This is a genomic window from Pseudomonas sp. CFBP13509 (genome assembly GCF_005233485.1).
Taxonomy (GTDB): Bacteria; Pseudomonadota; Gammaproteobacteria; order Pseudomonadales; family Pseudomonadaceae; genus Aquipseudomonas; species Aquipseudomonas marginalis.
In genome coordinates this window covers 31,605-47,325 of sequence record NZ_QGAA01000003.1, presented here as the reverse complement: position 1 = coordinate 47,325, position 15,721 = coordinate 31,605, and the positions used below count along the sequence as shown (strand labels likewise).

15 protein-coding genes are annotated in these 15,721 nt (G+C 61.0%); 7 read left to right on the top strand and 8 right to left on the bottom strand.

The genetic code is table 11. The features are described from left to right. Window positions 1-19: 19 nt before the first annotated feature. From PspCFBP13509_RS06070 to gcvH, 4 genes are all read left to right on the top strand, one after another. Window positions 20-1,024, top strand: a complete 1,005-nt coding sequence (locus PspCFBP13509_RS06070; RefSeq protein ID WP_053127831.1) for an extracellular solute-binding protein — start codon at window positions 20-22, stop codon at window positions 1,022-1,024. Window positions 1,025-1,184: 160 nt separating this feature from the next. Further along, complete coding sequence (locus tag PspCFBP13509_RS06065) at window positions 1,185-2,801, top strand: ABC transporter permease (protein WP_137211697.1); 1,617 nt, start codon at window positions 1,185-1,187, stop codon at window positions 2,799-2,801. Between the two features lie 155 nt (window positions 2,802-2,956). Continuing rightward, entirely contained in the window at window positions 2,957-4,039 is a 1,083-nt protein-coding gene (gcvT, locus tag PspCFBP13509_RS06060; protein ID WP_137211696.1) for a glycine cleavage system aminomethyltransferase GcvT, read from the top strand. Between the two features lie 52 nt (window positions 4,040-4,091). Next, entirely contained in the window at window positions 4,092-4,475 is a 384-nt protein-coding gene (gcvH, locus tag PspCFBP13509_RS06055) for a glycine cleavage system protein GcvH (RefSeq protein ID WP_065926640.1), read from the top strand. A gap of 65 nt (window positions 4,476-4,540) precedes the next feature. On the opposite strand, the gene PspCFBP13509_RS06050 is transcribed toward gcvH, so the two are convergent. The 7 genes from PspCFBP13509_RS06050 to PspCFBP13509_RS06020 all read right to left on the bottom strand — a co-directional run bounded on the left by PspCFBP13509_RS06050 (window position 4,541) and on the right by PspCFBP13509_RS06020 (window position 10,618). Next, on the bottom strand, window positions 4,541-5,683 hold the full coding sequence (locus tag PspCFBP13509_RS06050; RefSeq protein ID WP_065926639.1) for a DegT/DnrJ/EryC1/StrS family aminotransferase: 1,143 nt from the start codon (window positions 5,681-5,683) through the stop codon (window positions 4,541-4,543). Between the two features lie 159 nt (window positions 5,684-5,842). Beyond that, window positions 5,843-6,511, bottom strand: a complete 669-nt coding sequence (locus tag PspCFBP13509_RS06045) for an outer membrane protein (protein WP_137211695.1) — start codon at window positions 6,509-6,511, stop codon at window positions 5,843-5,845. Between the two features lie 163 nt (window positions 6,512-6,674). Continuing rightward, window positions 6,675-6,992 (bottom strand): DUF2388 domain-containing protein, encoded by a 318-nt coding sequence (locus PspCFBP13509_RS06040; protein WP_027608386.1) that lies wholly within the window; start codon window positions 6,990-6,992, stop codon window positions 6,675-6,677. Between the two features lie 69 nt (window positions 6,993-7,061). Continuing rightward, on the bottom strand, window positions 7,062-7,508 hold the full coding sequence (locus tag PspCFBP13509_RS06035) for an NfeD family protein (protein WP_027608387.1): 447 nt from the start codon (window positions 7,506-7,508) through the stop codon (window positions 7,062-7,064). A gap of 10 nt (window positions 7,509-7,518) precedes the next feature. Then, entirely contained in the window at window positions 7,519-8,439 is a 921-nt protein-coding gene (locus PspCFBP13509_RS06030) for an SPFH domain-containing protein (RefSeq protein WP_027608388.1), read from the bottom strand. 77 nt (window positions 8,440-8,516) lie between these two features. Beyond that, window positions 8,517-10,196 carry a GspE/PulE family protein gene (locus PspCFBP13509_RS06025; RefSeq protein ID WP_137211694.1) on the bottom strand — a complete coding sequence of 560 codons (1,680 nt, stop codon included), beginning with the start codon at window positions 10,194-10,196 and terminating at the stop codon, window positions 8,517-8,519. A gap of 83 nt (window positions 10,197-10,279) precedes the next feature. Beyond that, window positions 10,280-10,618: a hypothetical protein gene (locus tag PspCFBP13509_RS06020; protein WP_065926636.1), complete on the bottom strand. Its 339-nt coding sequence runs from the start codon at window positions 10,616-10,618 to the stop codon at window positions 10,280-10,282. A gap of 127 nt (window positions 10,619-10,745) precedes the next feature. Here PspCFBP13509_RS06020 and PspCFBP13509_RS06015 point away from each other — a divergent pair, with 127 nt between their 5' ends. Next, a complete protein-coding gene (locus PspCFBP13509_RS06015; protein WP_010207358.1) occupies window positions 10,746-11,216 on the top strand; it encodes an Lrp/AsnC family transcriptional regulator in 471 nt (156 codons plus the stop codon). A gap of 41 nt (window positions 11,217-11,257) precedes the next feature. On the opposite strand, the gene PspCFBP13509_RS06010 is transcribed toward PspCFBP13509_RS06015, so the two are convergent. Further along, on the bottom strand, window positions 11,258-12,625 hold the full coding sequence (locus PspCFBP13509_RS06010; protein ID WP_137211693.1) for a CYTH domain-containing protein: 1,368 nt from the start codon (window positions 12,623-12,625) through the stop codon (window positions 11,258-11,260). 158 nt (window positions 12,626-12,783) lie between these two features. On the opposite strand from PspCFBP13509_RS06010, the gene argE reads away from it, so the two are divergent. Both argE and argA read left to right on the top strand, forming a co-directional pair. Then, on the top strand, window positions 12,784-13,932 hold the full coding sequence (gene argE / locus PspCFBP13509_RS06005; RefSeq protein WP_065948766.1) for an acetylornithine deacetylase: 1,149 nt from the start codon (window positions 12,784-12,786) through the stop codon (window positions 13,930-13,932). Window positions 13,933-14,065: 133 nt separating this feature from the next. Further along, window positions 14,066-15,367, top strand: a complete 1,302-nt coding sequence (gene argA / locus PspCFBP13509_RS06000; protein ID WP_027608393.1) for an amino-acid N-acetyltransferase — start codon at window positions 14,066-14,068, stop codon at window positions 15,365-15,367. Window positions 15,368-15,721: the final 354 nt, after the last annotated feature.

The window sequence follows — 15,721 nt, the reverse complement described above, 5'->3', positions numbered from 1 at the left end:
CAAATGAGAGACCGCCCCCATGTTGGCACCCAAGCGCCTCCTGACTGCCCTGGCACTCACTCTGATCGGCAGCACCACCGTGCAGGCAGCCGACGAAGTGGTGGTCTACTCCTCGCGTATCGACGAACTGATCAAACCGGTGTTCGACGCCTACACCCAAAAGACCGGTGTCCAGGTGAAGTTCATCACCGACAAGGAAGCCCCGCTGATGCAGCGCATCAAGGCCGAGGGCGAAAACGCCACCGCCGACCTGCTGCTCACCGTGGATGCCGGCAACCTCTGGCAGGCCGAGCAAATGGGCATTCTGCAACCGTTCACCTCGCCGGTAATCGACAAGAACATTCCCCTGCAATACCGCTCTTCGGCGCATGCCTGGACCGGTTTGAGCCTGCGCGCGCGGACCATCGCGTACTCCACCGACCGGGTCAAACCGGGTGACCTGACCACCTACGAGGCCCTGGCCGACAAACAGTGGGAAGGCCGCCTGTGCCTGCGCACGGCGAAAAAGGTCTACAACCAATCGCTGACCGCCACCCTGATCGAAACCCACGGCGCGGCCAAGACCGAAGAAATCGTCAAGGGCTGGGTGAATAACCTGTCTACCGACGTGTTCTCCGATGACATCGCGGTGCTGGAGGCAATCAACGCCGGGCAATGCGATGTGGGTATCGTCAATACCTACTACTACGGCCGTCTGCACAAGCAGAAGCCGGACCTGGCGGTGAAGCTGTTCTGGCCGAACCAGGGCGACCGTGGCGTGCATGTGAACCTGTCGGGCATCGGCTTGACCAAACACGCGCCACACCCGGAAGCCGCCAAGGCATTGGTGGAGTGGATGACCACGCCTGAGGCGCAGAAGATCTTTGCCGACGTGAACCAGGAATTCCCGGCCAACCCGGCGGTACCGCCGTCGGCTGAAGTGGCGACTTGGGGCAAGTTCGTGGCGGATACATTGCCGGTGGAAGTGGCGGGCAAGCGCCAGGCTGAAGCCATTCGCCTGATGGATCGGGCGGGCTGGAACTAAGTACAATTTGTAGGACGCCGCAGATCCAAATGTGGAGGGGCTTGCCCCCGATGTCGGAGTGTCAGTCTACTCATCGTGGACTGACACTCCGACATCGGGGGCAAGCCCCTCCCACATTGGATTGTGGTGATTTGAAGATTTCATTATTGAGAACCCACCCTTGGCCCACCCCGCCCAACGCCGCTGGTACCTGCCGGTCTTCAGCGTCGCCGCCCTGGTGCTGCTGCCCCTGAGCGTGCTGTTGCTGTCCTGGCAAAGCATCGACGCGCAAATCTGGTCCCACCTGTGGGAAACCCAGATGCCGCGGTTGCTGGGCAACACCCTGACCCTGGGGCTGGGGGTCGGCGTCGGTGTAACCCTGTTGGGGGTCAGCCTCGCCTGGCTCACCAGCCTCTGCGAATTCCCCGGCCGGCGTTGGCTCGACTGGGCGTTGATGCTGCCCTTTGCCATTCCCGCCTATGTGCTGGCTTTCGTGTTTGTCGGCCTGCTGGATTTTTCAGGCCCCGTGCAGACCCTGCTGCGCGAATGGTTCGGCACCGGCTTGCGTCTGCCACGGGTGCGCTCCACCAGCGGCGTGATCATTGTGCTGGTGCTGGTGTTCTATCCCTACGTGTACCTGTTGGCGCGCAGCGCATTCCTCGCCCAGGGCAAGGGCCTGATGGAGGCGGCACGGGTGCTGGGACAGTCGCCCTTGCAGGCATTCTGGCATGTGGCCCTGCCCATGGCGCGGCCGGCGATAGGGGCCGGGGTGGCGTTGGCACTGATGGAGACCCTGGCGGATTTCGGTGCGGTGTCGGTGTTCAACTTCGATACCTTCACCACCGCTATCTACAAGACCTGGTACGGCTTTTTCAGTCTGTCCAGCGCGGCCCAACTGGCCAGCCTGTTGCTGTTGGTGGTGATGCTGGTGCTGTATGGCGAACGGCGTGCCCGGGGCGCCAGTCGGGCTAGCAATGAACGGCCACGGGGCAAGGCGCTGTACCACTTGCGCGGGTTCAAGGCGGCGGCTGCCACTGCCTGGTGTGGATTGGTGTTTGCCTGTGCCTTTGTCATCCCGATGCTGCAATTGGTCGCCTGGTTCTGGCAGCGCGGCCGGTTCGACCTGGATGAGCGCTATTCGGGCCTGATCGTCCATACCCTTTACCTGGGCGGCATTGCCGCGCTGATCACGGTCAGCGTGGCGCTGGTACTGGCCTTCGCCAACCGCCTGGCGCCGACCCGGGCGATTCGCTCCGGTATCAGCCTGGCCAATGTCGGCTATGCCTTGCCGGGCTCGGTGCTGGCGGTGTCGATCATGCTGGCGTTCAGTTACCTGGACCGTGAGCTGGTGGTACCGCTGTCCGGCTGGCTCGGCGGGGCGGGCAAGCCATTGTTGCTGGGCAGTCTGTCGGCGCTGGTGCTGGCGTATCTGGTGCGCTTTCTGGCCGTGGCCTACGGGCCGCTGGAAAACAGCCTGGCGCGCATCCGGCCTTCGTTGCCGGAAGCAGCGCGTAGTTTGGGCGTGAGTGGGCCGCGACTGTTTTGCAAAGTGTATCTGCCGCTGTTGCTGCCCGGCACCCTGAGTGCAGCACTGCTGGTGTTCGTAGACGTGCTCAAGGAAATGCCCGCAACCCTGCTGATGCGCCCGTTCGGCTGGGACACCCTGGCGGTGCGGATCTTTGAAATGACCAGCGAAGGCGAGTGGGCGCGGGCTTCTCTGCCAGCGTTGACGCTGGTGCTGGTGGGGCTGCTGCCGGTCATCGGGCTGATCCGACGCTCCGCCCGACCAATCGGTTAGGTGCCAGTCCTACGGCTTGCGGCTACAATGCGCGGCATTCGGTGCGGTCCGTCCTTCGGATCGAGTCGCTGTACGTGGCTGCAGGCCTTGTCATTCAAGGTGTCCGGCACGGGCAACGGCCTGCGCACCTTCGCCAAGCCCGGAAGGAGAAACCCATGGGACAGCGTACGCCTCTGTATGACCTGCATCTCGCCCTCGGCGCGAAAATGGTCGATTTTGGCGGTTGGGATATGCCTTTGCACTACGGCTCGCAAGTTGAGGAGCACCATCAGGTGCGGCGCGACTGCGGGGTGTTCGATGTATCTCATATGACCGTGATCGATGTCACCGGCCCCCAGGCCAAGGATTGGCTCCAGCACCTGCTGGCCAATGATGTCGAGCGTTTGCACGGCTGTGGCCGTGCGTTGTACAGCGCCATGCTCAACGAGCAGGGCGGCGTGGTGGACGACATGATCGTCTACCGCACCGAGACCGGATACCGGCTGGTGGTCAACGCCGCCACCCGAGACCAGGACATGGCCTGGATCCAGGCGCAACTTGGCAGCTATCAGGTGCACCTGCATGAGCGGCCCGAGTTGGCCATGCTCGCCATTCAAGGTCCCCACGCCCGGCAGAAGATTGCCGAGTTGGTCACCCAGTCTCGCGGTACCCTGATCCACCAGCTCAAGCCCTTTGAAGGGCATGCCGACGGCGATTGGTTTATCGCCCGCACGGGTTACACCGGTGAAGACGGCCTGGAAATTGTCCTGCCTGCCGATCAGGCGCCGGGTTTTTTCAACGATCTGGTCGGTGCGGGGATTTCCCCCATAGGCCTCGGCGCGCGGGACACCCTGCGGCTGGAAGCCGGCATGAACCTGTACGGCCAGGACATCCATCAGAACGTTTCGCCCCTGGCGGCCAACATGGCCTGGAGCATTGCCTGGGAACCTGCCGAGCGCAATTTCATCGGGCGTGCGGCGCTGGAAGCAGAGTTGGCCGCCGGTGTGCAGTTCAAACTGGTCGGGCTGGTACTGGAAGAACGTGGGGTTTTACGTGCTCACCAGGTGGTTCGCATCGCCAATGTTGGCGAAGGGGAGATCACCAGTGGTAGTTTCTCACCTACGCTGAGCAAATCCATTGCCCTGGCGCGTGTACCGACGGCGACTGCCGATCGGGCCGAAGTGGAAATCCGCGGCAAGTGGTACCCGGTTCGAGTGGTCAAACCGACCTTCGTGCGCCATGGCAAAACCTTGATCTAACTATTTCCGGCAGGCCAATGGCTGCTGACATTTCTTCTTGAGGACACAGACTATGAGCGATATCCCTGCCGACCTGCGTTTTGCCGAAAGTCACGAATGGGCCCGTCTGGAAGCTGACGGTACGGTGACCGTCGGGATCTCCGACCATGCTCAGGAAGCTTTGGGTGATGTGGTGTTTGTTGAGTTGGCCGAAGTCGGCGCTACGTTTGAAGCCGAAGGCCAGGCGGGTGTGGTTGAGTCGGTGAAGGCTGCTTCGGATATCTACGCCCCGGTTGCCGGTGAAGTGATTGCCGTCAACGAGGAGCTGGGTGGCAGCCCTGAGCTGCTGAACTCCGACCCTTACGGCGCGTGGATCTTCAAGCTCAAGCCAAGCAACCCGGCTGATCTGGAAAAACTGCTGGATGCGGCTGGCTACAAAGCCGCCATCGGCGAGTAACCGCAAGACCCATGTGGGAGGGAGCAAGCTCCCTCCCACATTCAATCGTCGTGAGCCGTGAGTGTTCAGTTCGCTTTCAGGACTGCCTTTACCGCCGCCACCGACCGCTCCACATCTGCCTCTGTCATCGCCGTGAACATCGGCAACGACACGATCAAACGTCCAACCTTTTCCGCTACCGGGAACATCCCTTCCTTGAACCCCTGTGCCCGATAAAGGCTCAGCAGGTGAATCGGCGGGTAGTGATAGCCAATGCCAACACCCTGTGCCTGCATTTTCTCCATGAAGGTTGCGCGGGCCGGCAGGCCATCGTGACGCTCCGGCAGCACCAACTGGAACAGGTGCCAGTTGCTGTTTTCGAAGTCAGCCGGCGGCAGTTGCGCGCCGTACTTTTCTTCGAAATCACTGCCGAAACATTTGAAGTAGTGCTGTGCCAGGTGCTGGCGATGGGCGGTGATCTTCTCGATGTGGGCAAACTGCCCCAGGCCGATGGCCGCAGCGATGTCGGTCATGTTGAACTTGCCGCCCAGTACATCCACGTCCAGGCCGTCGAAGCCGGTGCGGGTGACGCCCTGCAGGCGGTATTTTTCCGCCAGGCGGGCTTCTTCGGCATTGTTCAACACCAGGCAACCGCCCTCGGAAGAGGTGATGTTCTTGTTGGCCTGGAAGCTGAACGATACAAAGTCCCCGGTGGAGCCGATGCGCTCGCCATCCCAGCTGGAGCCCAGGGCCTGGGCGGCGTCTTCGACAATGCGCAGGTTGTACTTGTTGGCCAGTGCGTACAGCATCGGCATGTCCAAGGGCAGGCCGGCCAGGTACACCGGGATGATCGCCTTGGTGCGCGGGGTGATTGCGGCTTCCACCTGGGCCAGGTCGATATTGCGGGTGACCGGGTCGATGTCGGCGAATACCGGCGTGGCACCTACTTCCAGGATCACGTTGGCTGTTGCGACCCAGGAGATTGGTGTGGTGATGACTTCATCGCCGGGCCCGATACCGGCGATACGCAAGGCGATCTCCATGGTGCAAGTGCCCGAGTTGAAGGTGCGCACCGGCCGGCCGCCAAAGTATTCCGACAGCTGTGCTTCGAACGCCTGCACTTTCGGCCCGCTGGTGATCCAGCCCGAGCGCAGTACATCGCCGACCGCCGAGATGGTGGCTTCATCGATGGTAGGTTTGGAGAACGGCAGAAAGGGCTGTTGGCTCATGACGACGAAGGCATCCGTTTCAGATTGGCGATGAGTAAGCGAGGGTTCAGTCCCGGCATGGTGGCACGGTTAGACTGAATATAGCCTGTCGCCTGTGAATGAATCGTCATGCCACGGACACGGAAGTGCCGCTTGAACGGCGGCATTTCCTGTTGCCGGTCAGAAGTACACACGGGTTTCAAAGAACACACTCTGCTCCTTGAGCTTGCCCTTGAGCTGTTCATCACGAGCGTTTATCCGGTTGGTGAAGGTGTTGTAGCCGGTCTCGATACGGCCCATGTCCACGTAGCGCCAACCTGTGCCAAAGGAAATGCGGTCGTTGACCTTGGCATCCAGGCCCAAGCCTACGCTGTAGGCAAAATTATATTGGCGGTGGCTGGCAAAGCGACGGGTGTCATTGCTCTGAAAACCCTCGGCATCAATTTGTGCGACGCCCATCCCCGCCATGCCGTAGAACGACAGCCAATGGGTGAGCGGTATGTTTTTATAGCCGTTGACCATCACGCGCTGACTGTCCGCTTCAAGACGGTTGACGTTGGTGAAGGGCGACCAGAAGGAGTCGAAGGTCGAGCTGCCGGAGAGGGTGTATTCCCCTTCCGCGCGCCAGCCATTGGCGAAGGCATAACCTACTGCGTAGGATCCGGTGAATGTTTTAGTGCTATCAGGCGCTTCCACTCGTTCGGTGACGCGCGGGCTGGTCAACAGTGCACTGGATAGATTCTGGCGTGCACTGTTAAATTTTGCCGAGCCGTACCAGGCCTCTGCCTGTGCATAAGGCGTTGCAATAGCAGTGAGGAACAGAAAGGAAGATAGTTTTCGCATGGTTATCGATTCACTGAGGGGAAGGGTGGAATCGATAGCTTGTCGCCGGGTGAGCGCAGTGATCGAGAGGACTTCTCCTGTTCAATCGTCAACTCATCAGTCTTTGCTGTAGGAAGAAAAGCGGCACAAAAAAGCCGCTCCCAGGGAGCGGCTGTTTTAACCGGCGGTTTTACTCGGCGGCGATAGCGTTTTTCGCCAGGATAGCGTTGGCCAGCTCCATATCCGTGGCCTGCAGGCCAGGGTTGTCGGCGCGGACTTTCTGCATGGCGGCTTCCAGGTACGGGCCGCGGATACCGCCATCGCTGGCAACGAAGCTGCCTGCGTCGTCTTGTGCGGCAACCACCAGCTTGTGGTCCTTGAAGGTCAGGTAGGTCGAGCCGGTAGTGGCGCCCGACGAGATGACATTGCGCCAGAAACTGTCGGCCATGGCTGAACCGACAGGAAGGGAAAGCACAGCGAGGGTAGCGACAGCATATTTAAGACGCATGATGGGTGACTCCGGGTGGGTGATCTGTACCTTTTGATTGCAGTTAGCCCAGCCGAGTTCCATCACAGACTAAACAGTTTCTACCTTCAAGATCACGCCATCGAGGCCCACCACACGCACTTGAGCGCCTACTGGGCTGTCAGGCCCGGTCACCATCCAGACGCCATCACCGACTTTTACCTTGCCCCGACCCTCCACAATCGCCTGATGCACCACGAACACGCGGCCGATCAGCTCCGAGCCACGCTCGTTGAGCCCCGGCTGGTCACTGGCTTTGGCACTGCTGCGCTGGCGTTTCCACCAGTACACCGCCGTCAGTATCGACAGCACAGCGAACAGCAACAGTTGCCACTCCAGCCCGAGCGGCGGCACCAGAAACTTGATCACGCCCACGGCTGCCGCAGCTATGCCCATCCACAGCAGGTAGCCACCGGCGCCGAATACTTCAAGAATCAATAGCACTGTACCCAGTGCGAGCCAATCCCAGAACGAAAGATGCTGCAGGAAATCCCACATGGCGATCGCCTCAGGCTTTCTTGTTGTCGAAGGTTGCCTTGACGATTTCGCCGATGCCGCCGACAGCGCCGATCACCTGGCTGGCTTCCAGCGGCATCAGGATCACTTTGCTGTTATTGGCCGACGCCAATTTGCCAAGGGCATCGATGTATTTCTGCGCGACGAAGTAGTTGATGGCCTGTACGTTGCCGGTGGCAATCGCTTCGGAAACCACCTGGGTCGCGCGGGCCTCAGCCTCTGCCTGACGCTCACGGGCTTCAGACTCCAGGAACGCGGCCTGGCGTCCACCTTCGGCTTCAAGAATCTGTGCCTGCTTCTTGCCTTCGGCCGTCAGGATCGCCGACGCCCGCAGGCCTTCGGCTTCCAGGATCTGTGCGCGCTTGATCCGCTCGGCTTTCATCTGGCCGGACATGGCGGCCATCAGGTCGGCGGGCGGGCTGATGTCCTTGATTTCGATCCGGGTGATCTTGATGCCCCACGGCGCCGTGGCTTCATCGACGGTGCGCAGCAGTTTTTCGTTGATGCCGTCGCGCTGGCTGAGCATGGCATCCAGCTCCATGGAGCCGAGCACGGTACGGATATTGGTTTGCAGCAGGTTGCGGATAGCGTGTTCGAGGTTGTTGACCTCGTAGGCGGCCTGGGCGGTATTGACCACCTGGAAGAAGCACACGGCGTCGATCTGCACGGTGGCGTTGTCGGCGGTGATGACTTCCTGGGGCGGGATATCCAGCACGCTTTCCATCACGTTGATCTTGCGGCCGATGCGGTCCATGACCGGGATGATGATGTTCAGACCCGGCTTGAGGGTGTTGGTGTACCGGCCGAAGCGCTCGACGGTCCACTGATAGCCCTGGGGTACCACCTTGAAGCCCATGAACAGGATGGCGATGGCCAGGCCCACGAAAAGAAGCAGTACGGTTCCTATCTGCATAGCGATTCCCTATCTGTTGGTGTCAGTTAAACGACGTTCGGCGGATTGTAACGGTCTTGTCACCGATAAGGACGGTTTCAGCACGGGGTAATCAACGCATTTGTTACCGAATCCCCAGGCGTCACTCGCAATACCTCGGCCATTGTGGTCAGCCCCGCCTTGACTTTACCCACGCCGGCCATGCGCAGGCCGCACATGCCTTGCGCCACCGCCTCCCTGCGCAGGGACTGCGCGTCGGCGCCTGGCGTGATCAGCGCCTTGAGCGAGTCATTCAGCACCATGATCTCGTAGACCCCGGCGCGTCCGCGAAACCCGCTGTTTCGACATTCTGCACACCCTACCGCTTCGTGAGCATCGCCCGCCACCCGCTTGCAATGAGGGCACAGCAAGCGCACCAAGCGCTGCGCCATTACGCCCAATAACGTCGCCTTGATCAAATAATGAGCAATGCCCAGTTCCTGCAAGCGGCTGATGGCGCTGGGCGCATCGTTGGTGTGCAGCGTCGAGAGCACCAAATGCCCGGTTAATGCGGCCTGGATCGCCATCTCGGCGGTTTCCTGGTCGCGGATCTCGCCGATCATGATGATGTCCGGGTCCTGGCGAAGCAGGGCTCGGATGCCGCTGGCGAACGTCAGGTCGATATTGGGCTGTACCTGCATTTGGTTAAACGCCGGCTCGACCATCTCGATCGGGTCTTCCACGGTGCAAAGATTGACCTCCCGGGTCGCCAAGTGTTTGAGCGTGGTGTAGAGGGTGCTGGTCTTGCCTGAACCGGTAGGCCCCGTGACCAGGATGATGCCGTTGGTGTGGCGCGTCATGTCGTGCCATCGCTGCTGGTCCTCGGCCGACAAGCCCAGCTCGTCAAAGTCCTTGAGCAGCACCTGCGGGTCGAAAATCCGCATCACCAGTTTCTCGCCAAAGGCGGTGGGCAAGGTCGACAGCCGCAACTCGACTTCTGTGCCTGCAGGGCTTTTGGTCTTGACCCGACCGTCCTGGGGTTTGCGTTTTTCCGCCACGTTCATCCGCCCGAGGCTTTTCAGGCGGCTGACCACCGCCATCGTCACTTGGGGTGGAAATTGATAGACGTCATGCAACAGCCCATCAATGCGAAAGCGCACGCGGCCTTGCTCACGGCACGGTTCGATATGAATATCACTGGCCCGCTGGGCGAACGCGTATTGCAACAGCCAGTCGACGATATTGACGATATGCGCGTCGTTGGCGTCCGGCTCCTGGTCGCTGGCGCCGAGGTTGAGCAACTCGACGTTGCCAGGCCCCGCCACCTTTTGATCCGCACCGCTGACGGACTTCGCCAGCCGGTAGAATTCGCTGATACAACGCTGAATGTCCTGGGGGTTGGCAACCACGCGCCTGATCGAGCGCTGGAGCACTTGTGCCAGTCCCGATTCCCAGCTGGTGACATGGGGCTGGGCGCTGGCAACGGTGACGGTCTGCGCGTCCACGGCTACCGCAAGGATGGCGTGGCATTGGGCAAACGCGTGGGACATCAGCGGCACGACCGTTGCGACATCGATCTTCAGCGGGTCGATACGCCAATAAGGTTGCCCCACATGTTGGGCAAGCCACTGGGTCAGGGTTTCCAGGGAAGGCCCATGGGCGGCGATGCACTCCAACGGATGCTGGGCGTTGCCGGCGGGCAGCGCTGATAAGCGCTTCGCGATGTCGGGAGCAATCACCCCTCCCTCGACCAGCGCCGGGAGCAACTGATGCAGTTCCAATCGGTGATCAGCAGACATGAAGGTGTTCCTGGGTAGCCTCGGACGACATTTCAGGCTAGCCAGCCGCCGAATATCTTCCTCCCAGCGTATGTTGCAGGCCTTTACCGAGCTGCTGCCGCCACGGCCGCAGGCCCCACGGAATCAGCGCGCCACACATGCAGCGTGCACACGCTGATCAGGTTTCGAATCTTTTCGGCGATCACTTGGGCGCGATGCCAGCTCAGGCTATCCATCACGATATCGATGTTCAGCAGGTCTTCCTGGCGGCTCACGTTGACCTGGCTCGGTGTCAGGAACTGCAACGCAAAATAGTTGAGTACCCGACACAACACATCGGGCTCCGCCTCGGCGACGATCCGGTAATGCGCCTGGCAATGGGCGCTGCTGGCAGCCCACACATCGACACGGGTCAGGGGGTGAGTGGTTTCGACGGCATGCATACTGATTCTCCAGATTCGACTGGAGAAATTTTTACATTCGCGTCGGGAGATTTCTTATCTAAGATGAGCCTGATTTGCATTTTATTGAATCAATCAATTCATAAAGTCCATACATAAAGGTATTTTTATGCACAGCGAATTGGACGCCTACGACCGCCGCATCCTGGCCCTGCTGCAAGAGGACGCCTCGCTGTCCAGCGCGCAGATCGCCGAACAGGTCGGACTGTCCCAGTCGCCGTGCTGGCGACGCATCCAGCGGCTCAAGGAGGAAGGAGTGATTCGCGGCCAGGTCACTCTGCTGGATCGCAAGAAGATCGGCCTGAATACGCAGATCTTTGCCGAGGTCAAACTCAACGCCCACGGCCGATCCAACTTCACCGAGTTCACCGACGCGATTCGTGGGTTTCCGGAAGTGCTGGAGTGCTATGTGCTGATGGGGGCGGTGGATTTTCTGCTGCGCATCGTGACGTCGGACATTGAGGCGTACGAGCGGTTTTTCTTCGAGAAGTTATCGATGGTGCCGGGGATTCAGGAGGTCAACTCGATCGTGGCGCTGTCCGAGATCAAATCGACCACCAGCCTGCCAGTATTGCGCTGACAGGATCGGCCTCATCGGGGGCTAGGCCCCCGATGGCGATATTACAGGCGCAGCAGGGTCTTCCAGGCACGGTTCTGATACACCGCAATCGCCTGATGCATGCGCGCATCCAGCGACTCGTCGGTGATCGGCTGGTTGGCCAGTTGCGCCAGCTTGTTCAGCTCGCCGTACAAACGATCCAGTTCCGCAATGTCCACCACGTTACGCGCATGGTGCAGCCAGGCCTGGATGCGTTCGATGCGCGGCAGTTGCTCGGCCAGGTCTTCCGGTTGCTGCTGGTAGCGCGGCAGTTGCAGGGCGACGGCATCGTCGGCCAGCAGGCGCGGCAGCCAGTTGGTGATTTGCGCGGCGCCCTGGCGGTTGCCGCGCACGTTGCGGTCGGCAGTCCAGGTGCGGGCCATCAGCCAGCGTGACATGTTCAGCGAGAACAAGCCCCAGCGCACGTCGTCCAATTCTTCGGCAAACTGCTCGGGTGCGGCTTTGCGGATGTCTTCGTCGTCGTCACCGGCCTGGACCAGCGGGCGCCAGTCTTCCAGCAGTGCATCGAGTGCGCTGCGCAGTTCGCTGGTGGATTGACGCGGCGCGGCCTGGCCGAGGCTGCCGATCAGGGCGCGCAGTTCGCCGAGGTTTTCGACCCAGTCCTGCAGCAGACGCCAGTGGCCATTGAAGCGGTATTGCTCGGCCAGGCGCTGGCTGCTGCCGAGCAGGTGCCACATGATTGCGGCGAAGGCGTCGTCCAGCGGCATTTCGGCGTGGATCTGCGGCGCCGGCAGGCTCAGGGAGTAGCTGCTGGCGTCGTACAGGCGGTAGCCGCGCTCGGCCTTGCTGATGTCACACGGCATCAGTGCGAGGGTGGCGGCCAGCTCGGCGGCCAACTCCAGCAGCGCAGCCGGCTCGCCTTCGCGCAGTTCCAGTTCCAGCTCGCAGATTTCTTCTTTCTGCTTACCCACGACCACATGGCCCATGTCCAGGGCGGCTTCGATCACCACCTTGGCCTTGCCACGGCCCCAGGCGATTTCGGCGCGCTCGCGCACGAAGTCGGTGGTGAAGATCGGCTTGAGGGTCTTTTTGTCCAGCTCGGCCAGTTGCTCGGGCCAGCAGTCGCCGTCGAGTTTCTTCACGTCGAGCTTGGCCTTGGGCAGGTCCCAGTTGTACTCATTGCGTTCCGACAGGCCGGCGACGCTTTGGCCACGGGTCTTGAGGGTCTGGATAATCTCGTCACCGTCCTTGCGCAGGCGCAGGGCGACTTTGGCCTGGGCCAGGTCACGCTCGGGGGTGTCGAAGTACTGGTTCATCAACTCACGGCGTTCCCAGCCACTTTTGTTGCGTTTTTTCAGTAGCGGGTGCTCACGCAGCGCGGCGAGTGTTTCGCGGCTGACGCGGAGCTTGATTTCGGTTTCTTTCTGCATGGCCGGAAAATCCAGGATCGGGAGCGCAGCCGGGGAAAAGAGTGGCTGCCAAGGTCGTGCAGTGTACAGGACTGAGCCCGGCAACGCGCCGCAACGGTTTATTGTCTCGTGCAGATGCCTCTATAGTGGGGCTCATCCGGGAAGTAGGGAGACCGCGTATGCCGTTACCGTCCATGAAAGAGCAGTTCGCCGCGCTGATTGCCGCGCCTTCGGTGAGTTGCACCCAAGTGTCTCTCGACCAGACCAACCGCCCGGTGATCGATTTGCTCGCCGGTTGGTTGGGCGACCTGGGGTTCTCCATTGACATCCAACCGGTCAGCCCCGGCAAATTCAACCTGCTGGCCAGCTTTGGCACAGGCCCCGGCGGCCTGGTATTGGCCGGCCATAGCGACACCGTTCCTTATGACGCTGCGTTGTGGAAGACCGATCCGCTCAAGCTGACGGAAGTCGACGGCCGCTGGGTAGGATTGGGCAGTTGCGACATGAAGGGTTTTTTCGCGCTGGCGATTGAAGCGGTGTTGCCGCTGCTGGACCAACCGTTCAAGCAACCGTTGCTGATCCTCGCCACCTGCGATGAAGAAAGCTCCATGTCCGGTGCCCGGGCATTGGCCGAAGCCGGGCGCCCGTTGGGCCGCGCGGCGGTGATCGGTGAACCGACCGGCCTCAAGCCGATCCGCCTGCACAAAGGCGTGATGATGGAGCGTATCGACATTCTGGGCCAAAGCGGCCATTCGTCGGACCCAAGCCTGGGACACAGCGCCCTGGAAGCCATGCATGACGCCATCGGCGAGCTGCGCGGCCTCCGCCTGGCCTGGCAGCGCGAGTACCGCAATCCACAATTCAGCGTGCCGCAACCGACCATGAACTTCGGCTGTATCCATGGTGGCGACAACCCCAACCGTATCTGCGGCCAGTGCTCCCTGGAATTCGACCTGCGGCCCTTGCCGGGCATGGATCCCGAAGTGCTGCGTGCGGCTATCCGGCAAAAGCTCGAACCCCTGGCCGAGCGCCATAAGGTCAAGATCGACTACGCGCCGTTATTCCCCGCAGTGCCGCCGTTCGAGCAGGTCGAAGACGCCGAGTTGGTGCGGGTCGCGGAACGATTGACCGGGCATCGTGCCGAAGCAGTAGCGTTCGGCACCGAAGCGCCTTATCTTCAGCGCCTTGGTTGTGAAACCCTGGTGCTCGGCCCTGGCGATATTGCCTGTGCCCACCAACCGGGCGAGTACCTCGAAATGTCACGCTTGACGCCTACAGTGCGTCTATTGCGGGAACTGATCGAACATTACTGCCTGAAACCTGCGTAAATTAACCCCTGTCCATTCGTACATAAGGAGAGCGAGCGTGTCGCCAAGCCTGTTCCGACGATAACCATCAGCCCGCTGTGCGTTTTCACGACTCATCCTTTTTCGGCTGCTTTTTATTACAGGCCCAGGTTCCATGCCCGACTACGTTAATTGGCTTCGTCACGCTTCGCCCTACATCAACGCTCACCGCGACTGCACCTTTGTGGTCATGTTGCCGGGCGACGGTGTGGATCATCCGAACTTCGGCAATATCGTCCACGACCTGGTGCTGCTCCACAGCCTGGGCGTGCGCCTTGTGCTGGTGCACGGTTCGCGCCCACAGATCGAAGCGCGCCTTGAAGCGCGCGGCCTGGTCCCGACTTACCATGAAGGCATGCGCATCACCGATGCCGCGACGCTGGAGTGTGTGATCGACGCGGTCGGCCACCTGCGTATCGCCATCGAAGCGCGCCTGTCGATGGACATGGCCTCGTCGCCGATGCAGGGCTCGCGCCTGCGGGTGGCCAGCGGCAACCTGGTGACGGCGCGGCCTATCGGTGTGCTTGAAGGCGTGGATTACCACCACACCGGCGAAGTGCGCCGGGTCGATCGCAAGGGCATCAATCGCCTGCTGGATGAGCGCTCCATTGTGCTGCTGTCGCCCCTGGGCTATTCGCCGACGGGGGAGATCTTCAACCTGGCCTGCGAAGACGTCGCCACCCGCGCCGCCATCGATCTGGGGGCGGACAAGCTGCTGCTGTTCGGCGCTGATCTCGGCCTGATCGATGAAAATGGCCGCCTCGTCCGCGAACTGCGCCCGCAACAAGTACCGGCACACCTGCAACGCCTGGGCAGCAGCAACTACCAGTCCGAATTGCTCGATGCGGCGGCCGAGGCCTGTCGTGGCGGGGTAGGGCGCAGCCACATCGTCAGCTACGCCGAAGACGGCGCCTTGCTCACCGAACTGTTCACCCGCGATGGCGGCGGCACGCTGGTAGCCCAGGAGCAATTCGAACGGGTGCGCGAGGCGGCGATTGAAGACGTCGGCGGCTTGCTCGACCTGATCAGCCCCCTGGAAGAACAGGGCATCCTGGTGCGCCGTTCGCGGGAAGTGCTCGAGCGTGAGATCGAGCAGTTCAGCGTGGTGGAGCGCGAAGGCATGATCATCGCGTGTGCGGCGTTGTATCAGATCGCCGATTCGGACGCGGGTGAACTGGCTTGCCTGGCGGTGAACCCGGAGTACCGCCACGGCGGGCGGGGTGACGAGCTGCTGGAGCGTATCGAAACCCGTGCCCGGGCTCAGGGGTTGAAGACGCTGTTCGTACTTACCACGCGGACTGCCCACTGGTTCCGTGAGCGCGGCTTTGTGCCGAGCAGCGTGGATCGCCTGCCCTCGGCGCGGGCTTCGCTGTACAACTACCAGCGTAACTCGAAGATTTTCGAGAAGGCCTTGTAGAGCCCTACCCCCAAGTCACCGGGCAGGCTCGTGCAAGAGCCTGCCGTCACGCACGACTAAAGTTTAAGCATTCTTGATCTGACGCCGATAACAGGTGGGCGGCTATGGATAGAGTGTGGACGCTCGCAACACCTGAACCTTCGAATGGGCGGCTTGGACAGCAAAAGAAACGATTAGTGACACAAAAACTGTAACAAATTGACGGGAGGATGTGCCTTTGGCCATGATGGCGTCGCCTTTTTGATCGTGGGTGACGTATGCAACAGCGCGGCCACACTAATCGATCTAAAAAAGCTCTAACAAATACCCTTTAGGAATTAGCTTGTGTGGCGAGTGGTCTATGCTGGCCTGCCC

Coding starts and splice junctions, on each gene's coding strand:
- PspCFBP13509_RS06070 (WP_053127831.1), top strand. CDS start 20: ATGTTGGCACCCAAGCGCCTCCTGACTGCCCTGGCACTCACTCTGATC.
- gcvT (WP_137211696.1), top strand. CDS start 2,957: ATGGGACAGCGTACGCCTCTGTATGACCTGCATCTCGCCCTCGGCGCG.
- gcvH (WP_065926640.1), top strand. CDS start 4,092: ATGAGCGATATCCCTGCCGACCTGCGTTTTGCCGAAAGTCACGAATGG.
- PspCFBP13509_RS06050 (WP_065926639.1), bottom strand. CDS start 5,683: ATGAGCCAACAGCCCTTTCTGCCGTTCTCCAAACCTACCATCGATGAA.
- PspCFBP13509_RS06040 (WP_027608386.1), bottom strand. CDS start 6,992: ATGCGTCTTAAATATGCTGTCGCTACCCTCGCTGTGCTTTCCCTTCCT.
- PspCFBP13509_RS06035 (WP_027608387.1), bottom strand. CDS start 7,508: ATGTGGGATTTCCTGCAGCATCTTTCGTTCTGGGATTGGCTCGCACTG.
- PspCFBP13509_RS06030 (WP_027608388.1), bottom strand. CDS start 8,439: ATGCAGATAGGAACCGTACTGCTTCTTTTCGTGGGCCTGGCCATCGCC.
- PspCFBP13509_RS06025 (WP_137211694.1), bottom strand. CDS start 10,196: ATGTCTGCTGATCACCGATTGGAACTGCATCAGTTGCTCCCGGCGCTG.
- PspCFBP13509_RS06020 (WP_065926636.1), bottom strand. CDS start 10,618: ATGCATGCCGTCGAAACCACTCACCCCCTGACCCGTGTCGATGTGTGG.
- PspCFBP13509_RS06015 (WP_010207358.1), top strand. CDS start 10,746: ATGCACAGCGAATTGGACGCCTACGACCGCCGCATCCTGGCCCTGCTG.
- PspCFBP13509_RS06010 (WP_137211693.1), bottom strand. CDS start 12,625: ATGCAGAAAGAAACCGAAATCAAGCTCCGCGTCAGCCGCGAAACACTC.
- argE (WP_065948766.1), top strand. CDS start 12,784: ATGCCGTTACCGTCCATGAAAGAGCAGTTCGCCGCGCTGATTGCCGCG.
- argA (WP_027608393.1), top strand. CDS start 14,066: ATGCCCGACTACGTTAATTGGCTTCGTCACGCTTCGCCCTACATCAAC.